The following is a 25,468-nucleotide window of genomic DNA, read 5'->3' on the forward strand; positions in this document are numbered from 1 at the left end:
TGCCTTAAAGTCGCAACTGAGTCACAGCAATATTACCCGAAAAACACACATCCACATCAGTACCAGGAGCGCGATCGCGTTTGTTATACTCCCCCTCATAATAGTAGTGATCCCCGTCCACACGATACTTTATCGGTAACGGTTGAGTACTCGGTTCACAAAATACCACCTCTGGCTCAGGTGAACCCGGTTCCAAGTGAGGTAAATTCACATTCCAGTAAGTACCAGCAGAAATCGGACGATTCAACAAATCCGCCAACACCCTAGCTGTCAAACGACTGGCCACCTCCCAATTAATCACCCAAGGTTTTTTAATCCATTGGGAAATCGCAATACCTGGTATTCCCTGTATCGCCGCTTCCCTAACCGCCGCCACTGTACCAGAAATGTAAACATCAACCCCCAAGTTACCGCCAGCATTAATACCTGACAGAACCCACTTTACCTCTGGTATAATATGTGATATTGCAAGGCGAGTACAATCCGCTGGGGTACTAGAGACTGCATACTCATAGTCTGACCGACGTTGGACGTGAATCGGTTTATATGTAGTCACCTGATGGCCACAGCCTGAATGATGCTCCACCGGAGCGATAATTACAAAATTACCGTTACCGTTGACCGCTTGCTCTAGTGCTTTAATTCCGGGAGCATCTATCCCATCATCGTTCGTTAGGATTATAGTCATTAGTTTAGTCGTTAGTGGTTAGTCATTAACAGCTGAGTATGGGAAACGATCTAATCCAAGCCAAACTATCAAGGAATATCGAAACCGTATTACAAACTTAAAGTCAATCATCTCAAATTGCTTGAGCATTTGCACGCTTATACTTACTTTGGGTATAAACTTAGCTTTTGGTTTAGCTATTGAACTTAAGCTCTGATCTCCGTACAGCTAACGAGCTAATAGCTGTTTACCCAGGAAAGTAGCCCTTAAGCTGACCGCTCAATGGGTATAGCTGCCCATGAGCAGCCATCTGACAACCTCAGTTCAAAATCTTTCAAGCAACTGTTATGGCAAGTCAGGGATACATCTACAACCTTCAACCTATTGGCACACCAGGATTATGACTCAAAATAGCAAAAATCAGCCATCTACCCACTCTCAGCCAACTGTTAATTTTACCGAAGAAGAGCTGCAAGATATCTTACGCTATGCTAACGAACACGGTATTAATCCTTTTAGACTAGTCAAAGCCATTGCCCAAATTAGGAAACAGAGAATTGCTCAGGCTCACCAGAGTCAGATTCGGACCAGGGAAACTGTGTTTCAATAGAGGTTAGTGGACGGTAGTTAAAGTCCGTGTGAATTTGTTGGCCGTCAGCTTCTTTAACAAGAAGTGGTCGAGGTAATTCCTCTGCTACTCTATGCATAGTTAGGAAGGGTAAGCCAAGACACAATTAATTTTTTTTCCTTATATCTTAACACTCTCAGTGTGTATCGGATATACTGAAATAGTAATGGTAAGGTCGATACCATTAGGGAAACAAAAACTCAGAAATAATTGACTATTAAATCCCTGAAAACTGATGTTTGTAATTTAGATTCTGATCCACAAGTTTAAAAAAATCCGCTTAGTCAGGATTTTAAAATACAGTACCTTCCTAAACCCTTTGGTTATTTTAGTGACTTTTAAATAAAAACTGCTCTTTATTTTAAATGTGAATTAACGGGTTAATATCCTTGTCTTGATGCAGTCGCTCATGGGGGAAACCACGCCAGTTGCTCATGGTTTGTTCGCGTTCGCCTTTGGCGTGGCCTACGGCCAAGCGTCGCCTTTGGCGATAGTTACCGTAAGACAGGCTCGCCTTAATCAATGGAGGCGCGCTTTCCGCTTGAAGAATTAAATTACGGGGTCGCGCCTCAAGTTTTAACCCTTTTTTGCATAACCTACCAACCATAAAGGCTCAACGTAATCAGGTTTCGTCTCCGGGGGGAACCCCCAAGACCGCACTGGCTCCCCAAGACCGCGCTGCATCGCTTAAAAAAGGATTCATGAAACGGCAAAAAATACGTCAAAACCTGAATATTTAAAAAAAAGTAACCGTTATTACAGGGCTATTTCATTATGGTCTGAGATGGGCTGCTGCTATTATAGATGCACTTTCAAATTGAACCTGGGGTTAAAACAATGGGAATAGCTAGGGTTAAAGGTAGTAAACTTGTTTGGGTCGCAGAATTAACTGATAGAGGGTTTTACGTTCGGGATGCTCTAACTACCTGCTGGTAGTGCATAGGTTCATACTCTAGAAAAAAAAGACTCTCCTACTACAATCAAAGATTTAAGTTCCCATGTAATTTTAAAAATCACTCGTTACCAACAAAGGGGTTCAGCCACTAAACTATTAAATTTAAATGGGCGACAGCTTAGTGGGGGAGGGTTGAATTAAATTATCTACGTAACTGGTGAACGATAACACTCAACAGTCCATAGCTGATAGTATCATCAGTATTCACCTTTACCTGTTAGTTTAATAGAGTTGGTTTAATAGAATGTGGTTAACCACCATCACTGCTACGCTAGGAAGTTTCCAAGCAGTTCCAGATCGTCAAAGCGTGTGTATCATTACTTTCAATCTCAGCTTAAAGAACCCTAATGCAGACTAAAGCTTATAGTGACCTTTTCCCACTATTTAATACAGCTAGCCCAAAAACCTTAGAATGGTTTGAATCCATTGCGGTGGAGCATGAGTACCCAACCGACCGAGCTATCATCATGGAAGATGCTTGGGGTAATGCTGTTTACTTTATTGTCTCCGGCTGGGTTAAAGTGCGACACTTACGCGGTGAAAACGATGTCACACTGGCAATTTTGGGTCGGGGTGACTTTTTTGGTGAAATGGCAATTCTTGATGAATCTCCCCGCTCCACCGATATCGTTGCCATGTCGAACGTGCGACTACTGACCATTTCTGCGCAACGCTTTATTCAAACTCTGTTTAAAGATCCCCAGTTGCACCATCGCATGTTACAACTGATGGTGCGGCGGTTACGTCAGAGCAATGTCCGGTTACAAAATCGGTATCAGCCTCCAGCGGTTAATTTAGTCAATACTCTAGTTGGTTTGGCAGAAAATTACGGTGAAATCACTGAAAAAGGCACAGAAATCTATAACATTTGCTATCAAGACTTAGCTGACATCACAGATATCAGTGTAGAGGATACTACCAAAATTATGAAAAAGCTGGAGAGTAAGGGCTGGATTAAGGCTGACCCGGAGCAGCAGACTATGCGCTTGATGAATATCAAGCAGCTAACTCAGCTTGTCAGACGAGGTAGCTCATGAGGCAAGATTAGCTCTAGGTACTACCTGCGCCACAAGGGAGGCGTGGGCTGTGGGACTAAAGTTCGTAAAACCCACATTCCTCACTACTCAATACTCACTACATTGTGTAGTGCTAAAAAATGACGAATTTTGAGGATTTTGCGATGGGGCTGACGCCACCCCCCGAACGGCTAATCGCCATTACCCTGACTCACTAAATCCTCTTCCTACACCCCATACCGGCTTGACCCACACTGGTTCACCCTACAGGCTTGTCACCCTACACTCGACACCCTGTCTACTTTTCAAGTGGGTTGTTAGCCTCTTAGGTTTAGGAGATTTGGCTGAATTTACCAACATCGGGCTTGATAGATTACTTATCATAAGCTAATATTTCTTCATAAAGTTAAATAAAACTTAAATTAATTAACCTGCCTACACCTGTAGGGTGCTGACTTACTCCCGGGGAATGTAGATAGATTAGGTCTAGCTTCTTCCCAAAAGCTAAAAACTTTCTGTAAGATAGCAGAATCGGTTTTTATTTGTGATCAGAGCACCGTCTTAAGTTTTACTAGCTCTCAATCAAGCCAATTTAGAAGATTTTTGGAGGACTATAGATATGCGGATAGCTCAAGTTTCCCCCTTATGGGAGAGAGTTCCCCCACCAGGCTATGGTGGGATCGAACTAGTTGTGAGCCAACTCACTGATGAATTAGTTCGTCGCGGTCACGATGTCACCCTATTTGCGTCTGGAGATTCCATCACTAAGGCTAAACTAAAGTCTGTGGCTCCTCAGGCTTTGCGCCTTGACCCCTCCGTAGAGGCACCAATAGTTTACGAACTACTGCAACTGGCTCAGATTGGCGAGGTGGCTGATGAGTTTGACCTAATTCACTTTCACACAGGGATGATTACCTTTCCGGTGATTGACATGTACAAGACCCCTGTGGTTCATACCATGCATGGTCGCTTCGGCCATGATATTAGCAAGGCTTATGCGCGATACAGCCACATACCCCATATTAGCATCAGTAATCATCAGCGGTCATCCGGACCAGAGATGAATTACGTTGCCACCGTTTACAATGGTGTTAAAATAGAGGATTATCCGTTCAATCCAAAACCAGCCGATGACCCCCCCTACTTAGGGTTTTTGGGTCGTTTGTCAAAGGAGAAAGGACCTCATCATGCGATCAGAATTGCCCGTGAAACTGGCTGGAACTTGAAAATGGCGGGCAAGGTTGATGTAGTTGACCGGGAATTCTTCGAACAAGAAATTGCTCCGGAAATCGACGGTAAACAAATTCAATACTTGGGTGAAGTCAGCCACGAAGAGAAGGTGGAATTATTATCCAAAGCCAGCCTGACCGTCTTTCCGATTACCTGGCCCGAACCTTTTGGTTTGGTGATGATTGAGTCAATGTGTGTTGGGACTCCAGTGATTGCCACGAACTTTGGCTCTGTACCGGAAGTGGTGGCCGACAAGAGAACTGGCATAATCTGTGCCAATGTTGAGGATATAAACGCTGCCATTCCAGAGGCTCTTAAACTGTCTCGGGAAGAGTGCCGTAAGTATGTGGAAGAGACTTTCAGCGTTCCCAAGATGGTTGATGGCTATGAAGCGGCTTTTCAGAAAGTGATCGAACAGCATATGTCAGCTAATGGCACAACCTCAGCCCCTGTCAGTGCAGTCTAATCGTTTTGATATTGCTTAACGCTTTGTCCAGATAATTATAGGAAATCGGGAGGCAAAACTCCCCACATTCATGGGGAAAATGTAGCCCACCACTGCACTTTTCAGTGCGGTTAATCTGTTAGTATCAAAAAGTGAAACCCAGTAGGAAAAACCATCTACGTTTTGAAATAATCTAGTTCAATCTAGTTAAGGAAAAATCCCTGCAAAGCAGGTCACTACTAGATCCACTAGTCTACCTATAGGTGGGAAGCAATGGTGGTAATTCACTCTAAACATAAAAATTAAATAGAAAAGTCCTGAGTTGCCAAGTTCATTGATTTCTGAATAAGAAATGACAGGAACTGATTTATATTAAGCAGCACTCGCTACTCAGTACTCAGGACAAAACCCACAAAAATATGGCTGGGTGAATTAGACTTCACCCAGCCAATTTAGTTCCAAATAGTTAGTTAATGCATACCCTAACAAGGAATTAAACGATTTCCTGCTAATTGTTTGTGGAGGTTGCTCCAGTGTATGCCTTCGAGACTGGGTAACACCAGGTGGGCTGCTCCAACTCGTTCAACTGGACCAAGTCCTACAGCCCACATACCAGCAGCTAGAGCGGCTTCGACACCAGATCCGGCATCTTCTACTACTACACAATAAGCGGGTTCCAATCCCAACTGCTGTGCTGCGTGCAAGAACAGATCTGGTGCTGGCTTAGAGCGGGTCACACTGTAGCCGTCAGAAATTGAATCAATGCGATCGCTAATACCCAATCGTTCCATAACTTCCTTGGCATTTTTGCTACCGGAGCCAATCGCTACTTTGATACCAGCTTCCTTGAGTTCAATCAGTAACTCTAGAGCTCCAGGTAGTAAGTCAGCCTTAGAGATGTTCTTGATCAATTCCAGATAGTACTTATTTTTGCGATCCATCATCTCTTGGAGTTGGTCTTCTGTGGCTGAGCGACCGTTCAAAAGTTCCATCAGGGACTCTCGACGTGAAAGACCCCGCAGTGCTTCGTTGGCCTCGCGATTAAAGGGAATACCCTCTTCATCGGCTAGTTTTTGCCAAGCTTGGTAATGATATTCTGCGGTATCGGTGATTACGCCATCTAAGTCAAAAATCACACCCTGGATTTGAGCTGGAGAGCCGGGGGGTCGAGAACTTGGGGAGATGGTAGCCTCAGATTGTGCTGTTTGAGTACTGGTTTCTGGATTGAGATCAAACTCGTACTTCTTTCCACGCCATTGCAGCTTAAACTTGAGACGTGTCCAGCCCGGTAGGAAGTGGGGAATAGCAACAGGTCCATTGTCTGTGAACTTGATCCCAGCGCATCCAAAGATTATAGCTTGCCATACACCACCACCGGAAGCACCATGAATTCCTTCATGAGCGTTACGCCGCACATTTTCGAGGTCTACCATCGCTGCCCGCATAAAGTGTACATAAGCTTCCTCTGTCTTTCCTAATTCACAGCCGAGGATGGCGTGAACCGCAGGACCGAGGGACGAACCATAGGTGTGATCGGTGCGAGGAGAATAGTAGTCCCAACTTCGTTGCAAAATTTCCCGGTATTTCTCTGGCTCAGAGGTTACGCCGTACTGCTCCCGCATCAGGTATAGCAACATCAAGACATCTGGCTGCTTGAGCACTTGCTTTTTACTTGCTCCCTCAATGCCAAGGATAGCCTGCATGGAACGGGTACGTGGCTCGTAATCTTGGAGGTTGATGTCTTCAATTTGGAAGAACCCCTCACACTGTTCGATTAAGTCCCTTTCATGGTCATAGGGTATCCACATCCGACGGATAATTTCAGACCACAGACTAACTCGGCTTGGGGTTAGCTCCAGTGTTTCTTCCAGTTCTTTAGCTTTCTGTGGATGTTCCCGACGCAACCAGTCTAGGACGAACTGAGCAGTCTCTAGGTGCCATTGAACCATGCGGTTGGTGAAGGCATTGTTGTCTACCCCTTCGTGGTATTCATCCGGACCAATCACATCCCGCAGTTCATAGCGTTCCCGTTTACCATTCCACTCAACCCGAGTTCCCCAGAATACCGCTGTATCTAGGATAATCTCAGCACCGTAACGCACCACCCAGTCATCATCACCAGTAGCCTGCCAATATTTCCAGATACCATAGACTACATCAGTAGTGATGTGGAGTTCGCGATCGCCACACCAAATTCGGATCGGGTCTCCATCCTTCTCAGCAGAGAGAACCCAGCGAGGGGTTACTTCGTCGCCGGTGTCAGCACTTTCCCAGGCGTAAACGGCTCCCGGATAGCCCTGAAGCTTAGCTTTACGCCTTGCCCCAGGTAAAGTATGGTAACGGTAGGTCAGCAAATTCTTGGCAATCTGGGGCTGAGTTAATATCATCAGCGGCAGCATAAAAATTTCTGTGTCCCAGAAAACGTGACCCCGATAGCCAAAACCAGAAAGGGTTTTAGCGGGAATATTCACCCGGTCATCATGACGAGGAGCACTAATGAACAGTTGGAACATATTGTAGCGTATAGCAATCTGAGCGTTGATGTCCCCTTCAATGACAACATCACTATCTTGCCAAATCTTATCCCAAGCTGCCTCATGTCGAGAGAATAGGGTTAGATAATCTGGTTGGTTGACCAGGTGTTCCTGGGCTACCTTTTCTGGGTTTTCGGTGTCCCGGGATGTGAACACACTAATTACTTTATCCAGGGTCACTAGCTGTCCTGAGCGCACGTGTAAGCTAGTGGCTAAGGTGGGGTGACCTTCACAACCCTTTAGCTGTATTTGGGCATCATCAACACCACTTACACTGACTCGGGAAGCCATACCCAGTTCGATAGCCGTATGACGGGTGCGAACGTGTAACCAGATACCTCCTTCTGATGTCTGGTTAGTTCCCGTTGAAATCTGACCCTGTTTCAACCATTCCCAGTGGAGCACCCCTTGGTTATCTGGGTAGCCATTGATGCTGGCTTGAATTTCGATGGCGCCATCGAAATCCACCGGAGTGATTTGACAGCGAAGGGCTAACAGATGGTCATCAGCCATACTGGCAAAACGCTCGACATGGATATCGATAGTCTTACCACCAGGACTACGCCAACGCACATCACGAGTTAGCTTGCCTCGATGCAGGTCAAGTTGACGTTCGTAGTGCAAGATCTCGCCTTGATCAAGACGAAAGCGTTCACCTTCTACAACTATCACTATAGGTAGCCAATCAGGACAATTAGCCAGTTCAGTATAGACAACTGGCACATCGTCGTAGACACCATTAATCAATGTCATTGGCCATGCACCGTGATACCCTTCCTCAAAGCTACCTCGGGTACTGAGGTAACCATTCCCAAGGGTAAAAACGGTTTCCTTGTAGTGCAATTGAGTCGGATCAAATTTGGTCTCAGTTACTGTCCAGTCGCTGTAGATGTGGTTAGAGCTAGATGGGGACGATACTTTGGCATCCATAGTTAGTCGTTAGTGTTGCTGTGGTGGGTGGTTCCTTGAGTGAGGTCAAACGCTTCCCTTCCCTTGTGGGGTATAGGGTGTAGGGTTTAGGGAGTGGGAGAGAGAGCTGATGGGGGTGTGAACAGAAGATGGCACAACGCCACCCTTGAAACTCGGATCACTAACACCAGATTTTCCCCATACCCCATACCCGACAATCTAAACCCCTGCTGTCAAGGGAAGGCTACTAGCAATTAATTGAAATAGTTATTGGCTCAGGCAAATTGCCCATAATTAGTGAATTCACTAATAATTATGCGATTTCCGCATTAACTGACACATCAACAAATCTTTGGTTAGCTGTTGGTAGCCGACATCGGACGATGAGTTTAGGTCAGTTAACGATAGGAGGCTTAATAACTAGTAATTTCTATAACTAGTAATTTCTAGAATCAGCCTCCATGATTGCACGGGTTTTGTGCAACTGAGATCGGGAGTAAAGTTTGTCGGACTTAGTCCCGCTTCCGCGAAGGGCAATGTTGGTTGTAAAGGCTGGTTGGGCTAGCAGCAGATTTTTCCCTCACCTTAACTACTAGCGGCAGGGCTACGAACTGGCGGTCATTCGTAGCTGTCGTAACCATTACAACGAGCGGACTAATGTCCATCGTGGTGCATCTTAGCTAGTAAATTCCCGATTAACCGGAAATTACCAGGGAATTAACTAAGAGTGAGTTCTTATTAGCTTAAAATCAGTAGAATTTGAAGGCTTTTAAGCATTACTTTAGAAACAGTCAGCTCAACCATTCAGTTGTGATGCTTTCTGCTCCCCCTCCTCACTTTTTTATAGCCCATAATCTCTGATTAACGCGACCTATGCTTGGCTAGTAAGTTTGTCGCTCTGGGTTTGTAAATCAGATAGAACAAAGCTTCTAGGTAGCGCAGCAGAGCTTCTCGGCTTTCTTTAGAGGTTTCGCTCCAGAATCCGTAAATTTTTGCGAGTGAGAGCAGCTGTTTGGTATGCAACTGCCAATTGTATTTATCCCGAACTCGCTTGATACCTGCTTGAGAAATTTTCTGCCAGTAGTCAGGGGTGTGTTCGCACTTTGAAATAAATTGCTGAATTTTTTCGGCAGTATCTTGCAAGTCTGTGGGATTAATGAGAAACCCATTATCGCCGTTTTGAATAATCTCTGATGGTCCACCAAATTGAGTAGCAAATGTTGGTAAACCGGAGATCATGGCTTCTAAAACCGTTAGACCAAAGGCTTCAAAGCGAGCAGGATGGACTAAAAATCCCCCCAAATCAGCAATCACTCGGTAGGATTCACCGATATCAGGGGTGGTCAGACGTAGTCCGATCCATCGAATTTTGCCATGAAGATTGTATTGCTTAATTAGCTGGTTAAGCTTCTCGATTTCCCCTTTCTCTTCTGGATCAGTGGCGTCCTCAACCCTGACATGGCTAGTAATTAAAATTAGGTTGCACTTTTGCTGAAGTTCTTTTGAACTGGCAAAGCATTCCACTAAGCCACTCAGATTTTTGATTGAGGTTAGGGGCGCAATACTCAGAATCGGGCGCTGGTTAGGACTGTTGAGATAGCCGACAATTTCGGGGTCTTCCTTGCTCAACAGCAAGTCTTTAACCCGTTCACTGTCGTGGGCAATCCGGTCTGATGTCTGGGTGTAGGGAAAGAAAATGTTTTCGTTGACCCCTGGTGGTACCACATTAAATTTGGGGCTGAATAACTCAATCCCATTCACCACATGATACAGTTCGGGCATACTGAAACACTTGTAAGACTCGTAGTAGCCTACACTCTCTGGTGTTCCCACAAGCTCCTCATAGGTACTGGTCAGAATGAAATCCGCTGAATTCATCGCAATTAAATCAGCGGTGAATTGTATGGAGAAGTTGTATTGGGACTCAAAGTCTTTCCAGTAGAGGTCACTAAACAGATATTTAGGCTTTTCCATGGTGTGGGCAATACTGCCATGGATAGCGTTTAGGCGTCTCGCCAGCAGAAACGCAACTAAACTTCCATCGGAATAGTTTCCGATAATTAAGTCTGGACTACCCTGGAATTCTTCTAGCAGCGCTTTTTCTGAATCTAAGGCAAAGGATTCGAGATAGGGCCAGATCTCAAATTTGGAAATCCAGTTTTGAGTGACTTTTGGGTTAAATTCCTGGAAAGGAACCCGTAAAATCCAACCGTTGCTGGTGCCTTGGATTTTTTCTAGGCGTAGATTGCACTGGGTACCTTCACAGTTGGGAATTAGGCGAGTCAGAACGATCACCTTTGGTTCGACCCCCAGAACGTCAAGACCTGAGAGTTTAATATTGTTTTGGATTGTTTGTTCCAGGCTACGGGCTTGGTCGATGACGTATGCCACTTGACCAGCGGTGTCGGGAAGACCCAAGACTCCTTCTTGACCAACCCAGCCATGAACGGAAACCAGAACAACCCGAAAGATTAGGGGAATACGAGAAATAAAGGCTTCGAGGACTGCATGATCAGGAGCGTCCATTAACCGCTCAAGCAGTTCTAGGGTTTCGCGCACTCGACCAGCAGTGTTACCCCAACCTGCTTCAAAACCGAGAACTTGAAGCTCGAAGCGAAACTTTTCATAGGGGGTGTGAGCTGGTAGCTCTCCCACTAATGTTAGTGCTTCCTTAAGCTTTTCAAAGAGTTGAGTAGTTGAGTCAATCCGGTTATTGAGCAGTAATGGTGTGTGGTCGTAGTGGTGCGCTTGTAAGTTTTTCAACAGCTCCTCTAGCCACTGCTCAGAGTCAGCAAATAATTGGCTAGATAGGTAACGGTTAAGAAACTCCAGCCCATTGCCAATCTTTCTCGGGTCACGAATTGTAGGAGTATTTTTGTAAAACGGACCAACATCAATTTCTAGCAGACCCCCTTTTTCTGGGAAGTAGCGCTTAACCCAGCGATCGCGTAAGCTCAGTAACTCCTCCACTGGCATTGGTTCAAAACTGGTCAAATCCGCTGCTAGCCGATAGATTTCTTGAGAAGCAACCCTTGTCCGCAAGAGAAGCCAAAGGTTTTTCTCTTCCAGAATAATTTCGTGGGTATAGTTCAGTAGTTCGGCGATAGAGGAAGTTCTTTTAAAGTAAGCAGGCTTGTCATGAGTAGTGCAGTAATTATCAAACGCTTGCAGAATCTGATTCCTTAGAAAGTACCGCTCTTGTTCAGATCGCAGTTGACTGATAAACTGACGCAAATCGGCTTTCTCGTTACTTTGGAGAACAGCTCGTAACAAACTAGACATAGTAACTTAGCGTGTCTTGTCCATGGTGGGTCTGTAACCTACTCCCGCTCTAGCCCTTGGCTAGCAGGGAGTAGGATTGTCGTGGGAGATTGGCTCACTCCTTGGGATCTTCTGGCAGTGGGGCAATAGCTTACCCCACTATCTTGATTGGAATTAGGGCGGGGTGTGCCAAGCTTTAAGTAAGCAACCGCCATATTTACATGATTCCCCTAGATCGACAAGGCAGTTGGAAAATACATGGAAACAATTAAGCTTTTAATTTTGATTAAAATTTCAGCAGGATAAATAACCTACACTCAAACACCCTGAACAATAGGTTTCAACTCCCACGCACTAATGGTCAAGACAGCTTGCCGATCATCATAACTGGGCAAGTATAAAGGCAGTGCGTGGGAGATCAGCGCTTAGTGGTCAGGGTCAATTCTATGAAAGCCTTACCACTGTCACGCCGGACAAATTTATAGCCCTATGCTTTGTCCTTTCCCTTTGCCATTAACTGGAGCTTTGGATCACAACCGTGAGGTTACCGGAATTTTTGACCACTTTACAGGTGGTGGTTGTATCAGATCGTTCCAATTGCAAGTCTAGCACCGTTGAGCCAATCCGCAAGTTACGAACTAAGAGTTGATTGATAAAATTTGGTAAAGTTGGTCGGAAAATACGTAAATTTTTTCCTGGAGCATCCGGTCGCAAATTCACCATCATTTGCAGCAGTTGGAAAATGCTGCCAGTTGCCCAGGCTTGGAGAGGACAGGCTCCTGGATACTTTACCGGAGAGCTGTTGGAAGTGCGCTGGTAACCAGAGAATAGTTCTGGAGGACGATAGTAGGGTTGCTCAACTGTCATGTCAATCATGCCTTGGGCAATTTTTAAGGCTTGATCGACTTGATTTAGCGTACGCAATCCTACCGCAATCAAGGAATTTTCGTGGGGCCAGACTGATCCCACGTGATAGCTGATCGGGTTGTAAGCGGCGGATTGATTACTAAGGGTACGAATCCCCCAACCATTGAACATATCTGGTGCTAACAGTCGCTTTGCTACACTAGCTGCTTTTTCTGGGGTAAAAATGCCCAAAGACAAGCAATGACCAGGATTGGAGGTTATGCTATCTACGAGTTTTCCTTGTCCATCTAGTGCTAAGGCACAGAAGTCTAGGTCCTCTAGCCAAAAATCCTGGTTGAAGCGTTGCTTGAGTTCCTTGGCTTGGTTTTCCCAACGCTCGGCTAAATCAATTCGCTGCTTGATCCTGGCCAGATGGCTGAGTCTAGTTTTAGCACCATAGACATAAGCTTGGACTTCGCATAATGCGATCGCTCCCGTTGCTAGGGAACCATCACGAGTGACCATGGAATCACCGGAATCCTTCCACCCTTGATTACGCAAACCTTTTTTGGACTGGCGCTGATAACAGAGATAGCCGTTTTGCTGAGATTGACGATCAATCCAATCCATGGCCGCCAAAGCATGGGGCCAGAGCTGGTCTCGGGTAGTTGTGTCATTGGTCCAAGCATAGTAATCGGCATAGAGCATCAGCCAGAGTGGGGTAGCATCAACTGTACCGTAGTAGGGAGTGTGAGGAATTTCCCGACAGCGAGCCAATTCCCCAACCCGGAGTTCATGCAAAATCTTACCCGGTTGCTCATCCCGCAATGGGTTATCCTCTTGGCCTTGGTACTGGGCTAAAATTTCCAGAGTCCCTTTGGGGATGGTAGGGTCAAGAATTAAGGTTTGTGAGGCAGCAATTATGGAATCTCGGCCAAACAAGGTGGAAAACCGAGGTACTCCTGCGGAAAGAACTGTGCAGCCATTAATAGTCTGCCTTAGTAAAAAGATGTCTCGTATTGCCCGAGAAATCACTTGGTTAAGGGTTTCATTATCGCAGCTAATGTGAGTTACCCGTTTATACCATTCCTGGTTTTGGAGTAAGTTAGCGGTCTTAGCTTGTTCAAGGGTGGCTGGAATTTTAGCTGTAGTGATTCGCGCTTTGTGGGTGAGCAGTTCCAGTCGATAGCCTAAGGTTTCAGTAGCGCCAGGCTTGAGGCACAAGTCCCAAACCCCTGTGTTCCCTTTGTAGGTGTCTGGGAGACGGTGAGTAAAGTCGATCTGAGATTCAATCAGGGAGTTATCCAGTCCCTGGTAAGCTAGGTTGATGGTATCGGTGTTGAACTCACTTAGGGTTAACAGCGTCTCTAAATCGATATCAGGCGGTAGTAAATGCAGCAGAGTTCCCCGCTGCTGTCGCTGATGACCCCTGACTTCAAACCAGTCTTTAAAATCGGCATCAAAACTGAGGCTGACGCTGAAGCTAAGGGGTTGAGTGTCGTAATTGGTGATTACAATTTCTTCCCATAAGCCACCATGGAGGGCTAGCTGCCGCTGAATGCCTAGGGTTTTTGGGGGAAGATTAGGTGAACGGGGATTGCAACACATCACCGATAGGACAAATCCTTCCTCAGCACTGCTACTCAGGGGAATGGGCAGTTGCCCTTCAATTTGTAACTCTAAGCGAGAGAGAAAGCGGGTATCTTGACAAAATAACCCGGTTGTGCTATTATTTTCGTTTTCTAAGTTCCCCGAAATATTCCCTAGGGTATCTGTGATTAAAAACAGGTCATCTACTTTGAGAGGAAGGGTTGGTAGAGGTTGGTTTGTGGTGAGCCGAGGCCATTCGGTCATCGACAACTGCTCGGTAGGAAGGTATCGTCTACCATCTCGTTCGATAATCTGTAGATCCATAAAATCAGCGCTGGGGCTTTGGGTTTAACTAGTGGTGGGTCCTTGGGGGATGTCATAAGTCTCTCTCTACCGCTGTTGTAAGGGTCGGGAGACATGGACATTACCCTAGTTAATTATCAATTGTTTTGGACAGGTCGAAGACCTAAGATTTAGTAAAGGGAACAGGGAGTCGGGAGTCGGGAGCGGTGCGACCCGTGGCGAATTTAATTCGCCTACGGAAAGCGCACCGAGGGAGTCGGGAATCGGGAATCGGGAATCGGGAGTCGGGAGCAAAAATTCTCACAATTCCTAGACGGATTGCTAGACATCATAAGTATCTAAAACGGAATATTTTTAAACAAATAACGTTGTTATTGCTGTCTATCAGATTAGATATTATTTTAATAATATAAATTACCAATAATCAAATTTATTTAGTTATTTTAAAATCAAATTATTTAAATATTTTCGGTTTATTGAATTCCAGAAACCCAACGCTGATTGATAATAACACCAAAAAATCGGCGCTCTTCCCTACTCTTCCCGATTCCCGATTCCCGATTCCCGATTCCCGATTCCCGATTCCCGATTCCCTGTTTCCTCTATGTTTACATCTCAAATGAAAATGCTATCTGCTCAGAGGATTGCTACCCTTAGAGCTAAATGGTAATCCCTAAAGTTGAGTAATGACTGAAGCAACAACTATTTTTCGGAGCAGCGCAGCCACTAGTACCCTAGCTATTCACTACCATGTCGCTATGCCTCAGCCTCAATCCCATCTGTTTGAGGTAACGCTACAAGTGGAAGGCTGGGAAGCCCCTTTGTTAGATTTAAAGATGCCAGTTTGGACTCCAGGCTCTTACTTAGTGCGGGAGTATGCTCGACATTTACAAGATTTCTCTGCGGATAGGGGTAATCCTACCCAGTCTTTACCGTGGCGGAAACTGGCCAAGAATCATTGGCTAGTGGAAACTGGTGATGCCTCGGCTATCACTGTGCGTTATCGTATCTTTGCTAATGAATTAACGGTACGCACTAATCACTTAGATGCTAGCCACGGTTATTTTAATGGTGCTGCTCTGTTCTTCTTCATCCCAGGATTTGAACAACACCCTTGCCAGGTTACTATCGCGCCACCTAATCCCAATTGGCGGGTGACGACACCCTTACCAGCAGTGTCAGGCAAATTTAATACCTTCAACGCAAGGGATTTCGATACCTTAGTGGATAGTCCCTTTGAAATTGGTGATCATAAGCTCTATGACTTTGAGGTTTTGGGCAAACCCCATCAATTGGCCATCTGGGGAGAGGGGAATGCTGACCCACAACGGATTATTGAGGATACTAAGAAGATTATCCAGGTAGAAGCTGAGCTGTTTGGGGGTTTACCTTATGACCACTATTTGTTCTTGCTGTATCTAACTGGTAGTGGCTTTGGGGGACTGGAACATAAGGATAGTTGTTCGTTAATTTATTCGCGGTTTGGTTTTCGCGCAAAGGATAAGTACAATCGCTTCTTGCAACTGGTGGCTCATGAGTTCTTTCACTTGTGGAATGTTAAGCGGATCCGACCATTAGCCCTAGAAACCTTTGACTATGAAAAGGAAAACTATACGACATCGTTGTGGTTTTGTGAAGGAACAACCAGTTACTATGACTTATTAATTCCCCAACGAGCTGGTATCTATGATGCTAAGACCTTGTTAGAGAATTTGAGTAAAGAAATTACCCGCTTTTTAACTACACCAGGACGTAAGGTGCAGCCACTGGGTGAGTCGAGCTTTGATGCCTGGATTAAGCTTTATCGACGGGATGCGAATAGTGATAATAACCAAATTTCTTATTATTTGAAAGGGGAAATGGTGTCGTTATTGCTGGATTTGTTAATCCGGGAGCGCCATGGAAATCAGCGTTCTCTTGATGATGTGATCAGGAAGATGTGGGAGCAGTTTGGTAAACAGGAAATTGGCTTTACTCCCCAACAACTGCGAGAGGTTATAGAATCGGTAGCAGAGCTAGATTTAAGTAATTTCTTCTCGAAGACTATTGAGGGTACTGGGGAATTGCCCTTCAATCAGTATCTCAAACCCTTTGGCTTACAAGTGGTGGCTGTGGATGAAGAATCTGTGCCTTACTTGGGGGTGAAGGTGAGAACTGACAATGGTCAGGACTGGATCCAGTTTGTGGAGATGGATTCTCCTGCGGCAGTGGCAGGAGTGGATGCTGGTGATCAGTTACTGGCTATTGATGGGTTGCGAGTCAATGGGGATCAATTATGCGATCGCTTAAAAGATTACAAAGCTGGTGATGTGATCGAGTTCAGTGTATTCCATCAGGATCAATTGGTCACTCTACCGATTACATTACGCAAATCTCAACCCAGTCGTTACCAAGTGATGCCAGTGAAAAATCCTACCAATGGGCAGCAGCAGAATTTTTCTGGGTGGTTAGGGGCATCTTTGGCCAAGATGAGTTGAGGGGTAAGCATTAAGCCGTCAGCTATCAGCTATCAGCCGTCAGCTATCAGCATTTAGCTATCAGCTATCAGTTTATGCGCAATGGGCTTTTACCCAGACTTTCAATTCTCATTAATCTCGAACTATTAAATTCTCCCGTTCGCGTAGCGTGACCATAGGCCTGCATAGGTTTATTTTAAGCTGACGGCTGACAGCTGACCGCACCTCAAGTAGCGTGCGCGTAGCGCATATGCTTACGAATTTCCTGCATCAGCTGTTCAGGAGTAACGGGTTGACATTTTCCTTCGGCAAACTCTTGTTGAGCTTCTTTAACATCTCTAATTCTCTCGGCTCTTCGGCGATCGCGAAGACGATTTATTAAAATACTAATTAGATTTTCTTGATCGTCTAAGGGCAGTTCATCGGCTGCTTCTAATATTTATGAAAAGGTAGTTTTTGTCATGATGCTTTGGATTTTACAGAAAATAAGTTTTCTTAATTATAGCAATTATCTCTACCATGAGGGACAAAGCGATCCCCCTAAATCCCCCTTAAAAAGGGGGACTTTGAGGTTGATAAGCGTACCTGATAAATCCAATCAACGCTATAGATTTTGTATCCACAGCGATCCCCCTAAATCCCCCTTAAAAAGGGGGACTTTGAGGTTGATAAGCGTACCTGATAAATCCAATCAACGCTATAGATTTTGTATCCACAGCGATCCCCCTAAATCCCCCTTAAAAAGGGGGACTTTGAGGTTGATAACTGTAGCTGATAAATCGAATAAACGCTATAGATTTTGTATCCACCACGATTTACCATTAGGATTTAAGAATTGATAATACCGGCTTACCACTACCAGCATGATTTGACACAGATAAGGAGTTCGATTGTAATGCTTCAAGCTTTACCAACATTTATAACTGTTGATCAGTTTATTACCCAGTATGGTGACAACGAACGCTATGAACTAATCGATGGGGAACTAATTGACATGGAACCTACGGGACCACATGAGGAAGTAGCAGGGTTTGTGGGACGGAAGTTAAATGTGGAGATTGACCGAGGATACCCAGATTATGTTATTCCCTACCGATGTCTGATCAAACTTTTAGCTACCCAAACAGCGTTTCGTCCTGATGTGATTGTATTAGATAGAACTCGGCTCGTAAATGAACCATTATGGCAAAAAGAGCCTGTGATTACGTTGGGAACCTCAATCAAGCTTGTTGTTGAAGTTGTTAGCACAAACTGGCAGAACGATTATGCTCGTAAGGTTGAAGATTATGCCATACTAGGTGTGCCTGAATACTGGATTGTCGATTATCTGGGCATTGGTGGTAGAGATTATATTGGTAAACCTAAACAACCAACCATTACAATTTGCACTTTGGTAGATGATGAGTATCAAAAACAATTATTCCGAAATGATGATGGTCTTGTTTCCAAAGTCTTTCCGAATCTTAGTTTAACTGCTAACCAGATTTTGGCATCGAGTCGAATTTAGATATTATTGTTAGATATATAGCAATTATCGTAGTCATGATGGACAAATGGATCCCCCTAAATCCCCCTTAAAAAGGGGGAGTTTGAGGTTGAAAAGTGTACCTCATAACTGCGACAAATTATATATAATTGTAAAACCAGTGTATAAATAGGATACAACATGAGTAGTGTCATATCAAAGCATATTGAAATTACACCGGGGGTTTGTGGTGGCAAGCCTCGCATTGCCGGTCATCGTATTCGGGTTGAGGATATTGTCATTTGGCACGAAAGAATAGGATTGTCGCCGGATGAAATTGTTTCACAATACCCTACTATTACCCTAGCGGATGTCTATGCTGCTTTAGCCTATTATCATGACCATTTTGAGGAAATCAGGCAACAGATTCGTGAGGATGAAGAATTTGCCCGTGATATGCAAGAAAAAACACCGTCCTTGGTTCAGCAAAAGTTAAAGCAGTAAGATGCCCCAGACAATTATTATTTTATGGAATAGGGAATAGGGAACAGATAAGATCAAAAATATCTGTACATTATTACTATGAATATCTCTATATATAGCATTTTAAAATCAATTGAAGTGTGGCGACAGTTATTTCCAGAAGAAAACATTTCTTTAGATGAGTTATCAGAAAGATTAGAAGATTATTGTCTAAACCAAGCGATGGATGAGGCTAAGCTAACTCCTTTGTTAGACCGTGAAGCCGCACTAAAATACTTGGAGGAATCATACGGAAGGTTTATTTTAAGCTGACCGCTGACTGCTGACTGCTGTTCGCGCAGCGTGCGCGTAGCGCATATGCTTACCTCCCATTCAACTCTGGCTTCACCCAACAAGCCACTTCATGGTCAACACTTACTAATTCCAAGGTGGGATCGTTCTGCCAACATTTATCAATCACGAAAGGACAACGAGCAGCAAAGGGACAACCTTGGGGATAATTAGTTAAATCTGGTGGTAACCCTTCAATGGTCTGCAAACGCTCTTGGCGCTGTTCATCCAGACGGGGAATACTGTTGAGTAAACCAATCGTATAGGGATGGCGAGGATTTTTATAGATTTCCATCACCGATGCTTGTTCTACTACTTGACCGGCATACATCACTAAAATCCGATCCGCTAATCCCGCCAATAGCGCCAAATCATGGGTAATCCAAATCACGGCCATGCCAATTTCCTGGCGCAGTTTCTTGACTAATTCTACAATTTGGGCTTGGATGGTCACATCCAAAGCAGTGGTAGGTTCATCCGCAATCAGCAACTGGGGATTACAGGCTAATCCCATGGCAATCATGACTCGCTGGCGCATCCCTCCAGAAAATTGGTGGGGATAGTTACTAATCCGTTCCGCTGCACCAGGAATTCCCACTAATTCTAAGAGTTCAATTGCCCTAGATCGTCCTTGCTCTCGGGTCATTCCTTGGTGTAACCGTAGCGCTTCAGTAATTTGCCTTTCTACCTTTAGTACTGGGTTAAGGGAAGTCATGGGGTCTTGAAAAATCATAGCGATACGGTTACCCCGGATTTTCCGCATTTCCCCCTCACTAAGCTTTTGGAGGTCACGCCCTTCAAAAATGACCTCACCATTGGTAATCTTTCCAGGCGGAGAGGGGATTAGTCCCATAATCGACAGGGCGGTGATACTTTTACCAGAACCTGACTCACCAACTATCCCGAGGGTTTCCCCTTGATTGACCTGGAAGGAAATACCATTGACAGCATGGACAGTACCAGCTGGGGTGAAAAAGCGTGTTTCTAGATTACGAAGGTCTAGGATTGGTGACAAGGGAAAAAATTGAGTATTTTAGTATAGTTTATAGCAAAGGGAACAGGGAATAGGGAATAGGGAATAGGGAGTAGGGAGCAGGGAGCAGGGAGCAGTTAATAGGCAAGAGGCAAGAGGCAAGAGGCAAGAGGCAATAGGCAAGAGGCAAGAGGCAAGAGGCAATAGGCAAGAGGCAATAGGCAAGAGGCAAGAGGCAAGAGGGAAAAAATAATGTGTACCTCAAAGTCCCCCTTTTTAAGGGGGATTTAGGGGGATCCCTTTGTACCTCATCGCTATGATAAACGCTATATAAATGCTAGAGGAAAAGCGCTATCGTAGATTTCATAGTTTTCTACTCCCTACTCCCTACTCCCTACTCCCTACTCCCTAATTCTATAACAAGCATTCATCACATCTATTTTTAATAGTTGCTGCCCAACCAATAGCGGATTCTTCGGCATAAAATATAGCAGCGGGCAAATGACCTTTAGGAGCGTCTAAACTAAAGGTTAAGTGAGAATAATAATGCCAAGAATCGGCATCACCATTGCGCCATCCTACTAGATCGGCGAATTTATTATAATCTTGACTAACTTGCTGCCACAATTGAGATTGTACTCTAAATCCAAAATGACCTTGACTATACTGCTCCCAAAGATGATTGAGTGTTACCAAATCGTCGCAGGGAAAGTCTATTAGGTCGGATTCTCTGAGATAATTTAACCCTTGAAGCCATTCTTGCTCTTTTTTAGTAACGTCCTGCTGTTGTCTAATGGTTTTAGCTATGGATAATACAATTTTTTTGGTTTCCGCATCAGCAGCTTTCCACTGCACTTCCATCAATAAGGTCTTAAGGTGAGTGTAGTCTATTTTTAGATTAGTCATAAGTTTAGGGAGTAGGGAGTAGGGAATCGGGAATCGGGAGTCGGGAGTCGGGAGTCGGGAGTCGGGAGTCGGGAGTCGGGAGTCGGGAGTCGGGAGTCGGGAGTCGGGAATAGGGAACAGGGAATAGGGAACAGGGAATAGGGAACAGGAAAAAATCGTGAGGTGCGACCCGTGGAGAATTTAATTCTTAATGGTAAGAGCGCACCTATGTACTTTATAGTTATTAAAAACGCTGTAATCATTGTAATTATTACGATTGTAATTTTCAAGATTTTAATTGTATTTTTTTTATTTAATGTGCGATTAAAAATCAGCTAATCCATCAGGAATGTATAACTTAAAATATCGTTTTGTGTTAGAGTTAATTATATTAATATCTAGCAATTTTAATACCCATTAATTACACAGAATTTTTTACCGATTCCCGATTCCCGATTCCCGATTCCCGATGCCCGATTCCCGATGCCCGATGCCCGATGCCCGATTCCCGATGCCCGATTCCCGATTCCCGATTCCCTACTCCCTGCTCCCTGCTCCCTTTGCTCAACATTTACATAATTCAGAGTTTAATGAATTTTAATTAAATGTTCTAAATGTTGCTGGATTTACAGATAAAATACCCTTGGCCATAAAAATCAGCCATCACGTTGGAATAGATAATTACAGTTGTAAGCGTTCAGCTATCAGCTATCAGCTATCAGCTATCAGCTAATGCCCAAGCTACTTCAGGTGCTTATGCGCTATTGGCACGCTACTTGAGGAGTAGCAAACTGTTAATAAGAAAAGAGGTAAGCCTTCGGTTAATCGTAAGCATTCAGCCGTCAGCCGTCAGCCGTTGGCTACGGTACTGTTCGCGCAGCGTGCGTGTAGCCCATAGGCTAATAGCTGAATGCTGAATGCTGATTGCTGTTCGCGTAGCGTGCGCGTAGGGCATATGCTTACTTGAAAACTTTACTGAGGAAAAATAATCATGACTAGTAAATTAGCGATCGCATTGATCGCAATGAGTGTGTTCGATCTTTCGGCAAAAGGGGTTAGTGCTGCGTCGATTACCCCGATCAACCTTGACGACCTGACCCTGGGAGCAACCATCACAGGACCAGTGGGTCCGACAGTAGATGCATCCCTGATCAATGGTGACGGCAACAGCCTGGGGGACTTGACCAGTAGCGTTTCTTGTCCTGTTGGTTTTCTGAGTTGTGTGCCGCCCCTAAATCCACCGGGAACCATCTACACTTATATACACAAAGTTACCCCTGGTGTAGACTTTCCTAACGATCCCCCCTTCCCTCAACCGGATGGTTTACTTGGGTTTGATGATGTCAATCAGTTCGGGTTGCAGTTCAAAGCTGAAGGCTTTACAGGCGTTGCGGGCTATAGCTTTGGGGAAGCTAAGCAGGCACTCGGACCGAGTGGGGAGTTTTCAATCAAGTTTGATCAAGATGGCACTCTCGTCTGGAGCGTTGTGGGTGGAGCAGATTGGAGTACTAATGCTGACACTCCAGAAACGATCTCTTTCTTTTGGCAAACCACACAACCCCCCATCGGTCCATTTGGGACGTTCACGGCTAAGAACGATACGCAATCCGGGACAGGTAATGGTCCACTGCCTCTAGCAGTGCCAGTGCCTGAACCGATGTCGTCTCAGGGTCTACTGGCTCTGGGCTTTCTGGGCTTAGGATTAGTGCTGAAGAGAAGTATCGGTTCTAGTCTGTTTTAAGGCAATTAGTAGGGAATAGGGAGTCTTGATGCAGTAGGTATATCAAGACTGCATCAAGACATTAGACTTCTTGCAGAAGTCGGGAACAGGGAACAGGGAACAGGGAACAGTGGACAAGAATTGACGCAAAGCGATGCAGAGGTGCTTTTGAATAAAATAAGCTGACGGCTGACAGCACCTCAAGTAGCGTGAGCTAAAAGCTCACGGCTGAATGCTTACCTTTCGTTGCAGGGTAAACGCATCTAAATTTGTATCAAAAATTACAGTCAATAATTCAACAATAGTATAATAAATATCTAATCAACCTGTTGATTCTCAATAAGCCCAAAACATTGCTCAATTATTGGCCGTTTTACCCTTGGTCGATTTGAGAGTACTCTAGATTATGGTTGCGTACGCAATCCTCCTTTTATTTTTGTTCAAATTCAACGAATTTGAACAAAAAAAACTCCTTTAGTATGGAATTTATTCGAATTAAAAAAACTGATTTAATCACTTATTTAGGTTATATTTACTACCCAATTTATGCGTTTACCATGACTTACGTTGCTATAATATGATTCTTAATGAGGTCAGTTTATTATGCAGTTTATCATAAAAAAAATACTAGGATTATATGAAAAATTTAGTCCAATAAAAAGATGGCTTCCTATACTATTTATTCTGTTAACAGCTCTTATATTGTATCACCACCAAATAGATAGGCAAAGTCTTTGGATTGATGAGCTTTACAGCGTCAGAGATGTTAAGACAGGAAAAGGTTTTCCACCTCAAAATTTAATTCGCCCAATTTATTATCTACTTCTCAGTGTCTGGATGAAATTTGGGAATAGCGATGCTTGGTTGCGGAGTTTAGCATCATTTTTTGGCATAGGTAGTATTTTTCTAACCTACTTAATTAGCTGTCGTTTAAGCTCTAAACTAGAGGGATATATCGCTGCAATTTTACTGACTCTTTCTCCATTATTTGTCTATCATTCTCAACAGGTAAGAATGTACTCGTTAACTACATTCTCTGGTCTATTGGGTACTTTATTTATGATTCAGGTGTTGGAGCGTCCATCTAATTTTGCAATGGCTTGGTGGGCAGTATTTCGATTAATATCAATTTTAACGTTACCCTTAAATGTAACTCTAATTTTTGCAGATTTATTCCTAGTTATAATTAAGTTTCGTGGGCAATATAATGTGGTAATTAAGTTTGCCAAATGGCTCCTAATCATGTGTGTTGTTTGGTCTCCACTTTTGCTGTTAAAACTAATCCCAGCGACTAGGAATTTTTCAACTGACCCAGTACAACAAAGTCGTCCATCTCCTAATATTGTTAATTGCATCAGATTCTTGAGAGAATTTGTAGTTTTGCCACCCTTTTTAGCAGATAATGTAAACCCAGATAATAGTTTAATATGGGTCTATAGAATAATCACTTTATCCTTGATAATCTTGGTAGGTATAGCTTTAGTTACTGCACTTAGGAAAGAAAATTCCAGTAAAACGCTTTGGGTAGCAGCCTGGGGATTTCTACCTGTAATGCAAATTTTCTTAGCTTCTAATCTTTTCTTCTCAATTTGGTTAGATCGATACTTACTATTTACAGTTCCCTACTTTTTGATCCTCCTGGCATCAGCTTTAGTCAAGGTTTGGCATCGAAATACTATCATTGCCTTAATCATAATTTTCTTGTACGGTTTGGCAGTATTTAATGGTTTATCTAACTACTACAGAGCTGATTTACATCGAGATTTTCGAGGCATGGTTCACATGATTAAAACACATGAAAAAGACGATGACATTGTGGTTTGGGCTATAGAAAGTTGGATAAATACCTTACCATTATTCCACTACGATCATGGTTCTGCTGAAATTGTAGTAGCACCTAGACCACCCTCTTCAAGAACTAAACTTAAAGAAGGTAGTATGGAAGATTGGTTTGAGGAGTTACCCGCAACAAAATCGAGACTATGGCTACTGTGTAAACTGAATTCCAAGAATGAAGAAGTGTTCAATAATATAGTAACACAAATGTATCAAATTCAAGCTCATCAAAGATTTAAAGATCAAAATGGTAAGCTTAACTATCATGTATTTTTAGTATTGCCAACTCACCACCAGGGTTGAATACAGCAACAAGTTGCACTGACATCAGAAATGTGATTAGGAATAAGCAAGTCAGACTGATAATCCATGTTATTAGTGTTACCTCCATATCAGGCTATCCCTTTCTGTACTAATTTGGTTTATCCCTCTTCACATTAATTCAACTCATATAGCGTTTGTATTTGAGTTGTGAACATAGCTTGTAGGGTGGGCAAAAATATTTTGGTTCAAATGAGTCTTCTAGATAAGATAACTTTGCCCACCCTACTTTAATTGGTATTTTTTTTACATGCAAGTCCCTTATCCCTCTTCACTTTCTGTACTAATTTGGTTTATCCCTCTTCACATTAATTCAACTCATATAGCGTTTGTATTTGAGTTTTGAACATAGGATTGATGGTAAAAGTGATCCAGCGCGGTCTTGGGGAGGCGCGCACCGTCCAGTTTTTATATAGGCTTACATGCTCAAAGTTGGGTCAAATTTTGCCATAAACTTATTAATTTAAGCTGTTCGGCATTTAAATTGGTATAATAAAAATTAATAAATAACCCAATAATAGGAAATATGCCAGCAAAAAATTATCTGACAGCAAAAAACAATACTTCAAAAAGCCTTAAAAATAGAAGAAAATGGAAATATTAGAGAACGTATTT

General features: G+C 43.8%; 22 protein-coding genes. 11 read left to right on the forward strand and 11 right to left on the reverse strand.

Annotated features, from left to right (window positions below; genetic code table 11):
* Nucleotides 1-4: 4 nt before the first annotated feature.
* A complete protein-coding gene (gene surE / locus F6K64_RS21040; RefSeq protein ID WP_008185633.1) occupies nucleotides 5-688 on the reverse strand; it encodes a 5'/3'-nucleotidase SurE in 684 nt (227 codons plus the stop codon).
* 277 nt (nucleotides 689-965) lie between these two features.
* Between surE and F6K64_RS21045 the strand changes: the two genes are divergently transcribed.
* The gene (locus F6K64_RS21045) at nucleotides 966-1,277 is read left to right on the forward strand and encodes a hypothetical protein (protein ID WP_044493570.1); all 312 of its coding nucleotides are present in this window, start codon (nucleotides 966-968) and stop codon (nucleotides 1,275-1,277) included.
* Between the two features lie 379 nt (nucleotides 1,278-1,656).
* On the opposite strand, the gene F6K64_RS21050 is transcribed toward F6K64_RS21045, so the two are convergent.
* Nucleotides 1,657-1,902: a hypothetical protein gene (locus F6K64_RS21050; protein ID WP_008185628.1), complete on the reverse strand. Its 246-nt coding sequence runs from the start codon at nucleotides 1,900-1,902 to the stop codon at nucleotides 1,657-1,659.
* Nucleotides 1,903-2,597: 695 nt separating this feature from the next.
* Here F6K64_RS21050 and F6K64_RS21055 point away from each other — a divergent pair.
* Together F6K64_RS21055 and F6K64_RS21060 are read left to right on the forward strand one after the other, a co-directional pair.
* Nucleotides 2,598-3,287: a Crp/Fnr family transcriptional regulator gene (locus F6K64_RS21055; protein ID WP_008185625.1), complete on the forward strand. Its 690-nt coding sequence runs from the start codon at nucleotides 2,598-2,600 to the stop codon at nucleotides 3,285-3,287.
* A 598-nt stretch (nucleotides 3,288-3,885) separates the two neighbouring features.
* Nucleotides 3,886-4,962 carry a glycosyltransferase family 4 protein gene (locus F6K64_RS21060; protein WP_008185623.1) on the forward strand — a complete coding sequence of 359 codons (1,077 nt, stop codon included), beginning with the start codon at nucleotides 3,886-3,888 and terminating at the stop codon, nucleotides 4,960-4,962.
* A 461-nt stretch (nucleotides 4,963-5,423) separates the two neighbouring features.
* Here the strand turns inward: F6K64_RS21060 and pgmB are convergent, their stop codons facing one another.
* The 4 genes from pgmB to F6K64_RS21080 form a co-directional block, all read right to left on the reverse strand.
* Complete coding sequence (gene pgmB, locus F6K64_RS21065) at nucleotides 5,424-8,405, reverse strand: beta-phosphoglucomutase (protein ID WP_008185621.1); 2,982 nt, start codon at nucleotides 8,403-8,405, stop codon at nucleotides 5,424-5,426.
* Between the two features lie 840 nt (nucleotides 8,406-9,245).
* On the reverse strand, nucleotides 9,246-11,666 hold the full coding sequence (locus tag F6K64_RS21070; protein WP_008185619.1) for a sucrose synthase: 2,421 nt from the start codon (nucleotides 11,664-11,666) through the stop codon (nucleotides 9,246-9,248).
* Between the two features lie 492 nt (nucleotides 11,667-12,158).
* Nucleotides 12,159-14,405, reverse strand: a complete 2,247-nt coding sequence (locus F6K64_RS21075; RefSeq protein ID WP_008185616.1) for an amylo-alpha-1,6-glucosidase — start codon at nucleotides 14,403-14,405, stop codon at nucleotides 12,159-12,161.
* Nucleotides 14,406-14,547: 142 nt separating this feature from the next.
* Nucleotides 14,548-14,688 (reverse strand): hypothetical protein, encoded by a 141-nt coding sequence (locus tag F6K64_RS21080; RefSeq protein ID WP_154659830.1) that lies wholly within the window; start codon nucleotides 14,686-14,688, stop codon nucleotides 14,548-14,550.
* Nucleotides 14,689-14,885: 197 nt separating this feature from the next.
* On the opposite strand from F6K64_RS21080, the gene F6K64_RS21085 reads away from it, so the two are divergent.
* Both F6K64_RS21085 and F6K64_RS21090 read left to right on the forward strand, forming a co-directional pair.
* Complete coding sequence (locus F6K64_RS21085) at nucleotides 14,886-15,041, forward strand: hypothetical protein (RefSeq protein ID WP_154659829.1); 156 nt, start codon at nucleotides 14,886-14,888, stop codon at nucleotides 15,039-15,041.
* A gap of 29 nt (nucleotides 15,042-15,070) precedes the next feature.
* A complete protein-coding gene (locus F6K64_RS21090; RefSeq protein WP_287266246.1) occupies nucleotides 15,071-16,861 on the forward strand; it encodes a M61 family metallopeptidase in 1,791 nt (596 codons plus the stop codon).
* Nucleotides 16,862-17,066: 205 nt separating this feature from the next.
* Here the strand turns inward: F6K64_RS21090 and F6K64_RS39010 are convergent, their stop codons facing one another.
* Entirely contained in the window at nucleotides 17,067-17,279 is a 213-nt protein-coding gene (locus F6K64_RS39010) for a hypothetical protein (RefSeq protein ID WP_502708056.1), read from the reverse strand.
* A gap of 456 nt (nucleotides 17,280-17,735) precedes the next feature.
* Between F6K64_RS39010 and F6K64_RS21095 the strand changes: the two genes are divergently transcribed.
* The 3 genes from F6K64_RS21095 (at nucleotide 17,736) to F6K64_RS21105 (ending at nucleotide 19,100) form a co-directional block, all read left to right on the forward strand.
* A complete protein-coding gene (locus tag F6K64_RS21095) occupies nucleotides 17,736-18,347 on the forward strand; it encodes a Uma2 family endonuclease (RefSeq protein ID WP_287266248.1) in 612 nt (203 codons plus the stop codon).
* Nucleotides 18,348-18,506: 159 nt separating this feature from the next.
* Entirely contained in the window at nucleotides 18,507-18,809 is a 303-nt protein-coding gene (locus F6K64_RS21100) for a DUF433 domain-containing protein (RefSeq protein ID WP_008185608.1), read from the forward strand.
* 78 nt (nucleotides 18,810-18,887) lie between these two features.
* Nucleotides 18,888-19,100, forward strand: a complete 213-nt coding sequence (locus F6K64_RS21105; RefSeq protein ID WP_008185606.1) for a RelB antitoxin-like protein — start codon at nucleotides 18,888-18,890, stop codon at nucleotides 19,098-19,100.
* Between the two features lie 49 nt (nucleotides 19,101-19,149).
* Here the strand turns inward: F6K64_RS21105 and F6K64_RS21110 are convergent, their stop codons facing one another.
* The 4 genes from F6K64_RS21110 to F6K64_RS21125 all read right to left on the reverse strand — a co-directional run bounded on the left by F6K64_RS21110 (nucleotide 19,150) and on the right by F6K64_RS21125 (nucleotide 21,239).
* The gene (locus F6K64_RS21110; RefSeq protein WP_008185604.1) at nucleotides 19,150-20,133 is read right to left on the reverse strand and encodes an ABC transporter ATP-binding protein; all 984 of its coding nucleotides are present in this window, start codon (nucleotides 20,131-20,133) and stop codon (nucleotides 19,150-19,152) included.
* A 28-nt stretch (nucleotides 20,134-20,161) separates the two neighbouring features.
* A complete protein-coding gene (locus F6K64_RS21115; protein ID WP_287266250.1) occupies nucleotides 20,162-20,356 on the reverse strand; it encodes a hypothetical protein in 195 nt (64 codons plus the stop codon).
* Nucleotides 20,357-20,505: 149 nt separating this feature from the next.
* On the reverse strand, nucleotides 20,506-20,997 hold the full coding sequence (locus F6K64_RS21120; protein ID WP_008185602.1) for a GUN4 domain-containing protein: 492 nt from the start codon (nucleotides 20,995-20,997) through the stop codon (nucleotides 20,506-20,508).
* On the reverse strand, nucleotides 20,994-21,239 hold the full coding sequence (locus F6K64_RS21125) for a hypothetical protein (protein WP_154659828.1): 246 nt from the start codon (nucleotides 21,237-21,239) through the stop codon (nucleotides 20,994-20,996). Before F6K64_RS21125 ends, F6K64_RS21120 begins: the two co-directional genes overlap by 4 nt.
* Nucleotides 21,240-21,445: 206 nt before the next feature.
* On the opposite strand from F6K64_RS21125, the gene F6K64_RS21130 reads away from it, so the two are divergent.
* The 3 genes from F6K64_RS21130 to F6K64_RS21140 all read left to right on the forward strand — a co-directional run bounded on the left by F6K64_RS21130 (nucleotide 21,446) and on the right by F6K64_RS21140 (nucleotide 24,835).
* Complete coding sequence (locus F6K64_RS21130; RefSeq protein ID WP_287266251.1) at nucleotides 21,446-21,577, forward strand: hypothetical protein; 132 nt, start codon at nucleotides 21,446-21,448, stop codon at nucleotides 21,575-21,577.
* A 390-nt stretch (nucleotides 21,578-21,967) separates the two neighbouring features.
* The gene (locus F6K64_RS21135) at nucleotides 21,968-22,717 is read left to right on the forward strand and encodes an exosortase, PEP-CTERM interaction domain protein (RefSeq protein WP_287266253.1); all 750 of its coding nucleotides are present in this window, start codon (nucleotides 21,968-21,970) and stop codon (nucleotides 22,715-22,717) included.
* A gap of 582 nt (nucleotides 22,718-23,299) precedes the next feature.
* On the forward strand, nucleotides 23,300-24,835 hold the full coding sequence (locus tag F6K64_RS21140) for a glycosyltransferase family 39 protein (protein ID WP_287255902.1): 1,536 nt from the start codon (nucleotides 23,300-23,302) through the stop codon (nucleotides 24,833-24,835).
* The last annotated feature ends 633 nt before the right edge of the window (nucleotides 24,836-25,468 follow it).

Origin of the sequence: Moorena sp. SIO3A2, assembly GCF_010672265.1 — a bacterium.
In the GTDB taxonomy this organism is placed as follows: domain Bacteria; phylum Cyanobacteriota; class Cyanobacteriia; order Cyanobacteriales; family Coleofasciculaceae; genus Moorena; species Moorena producens.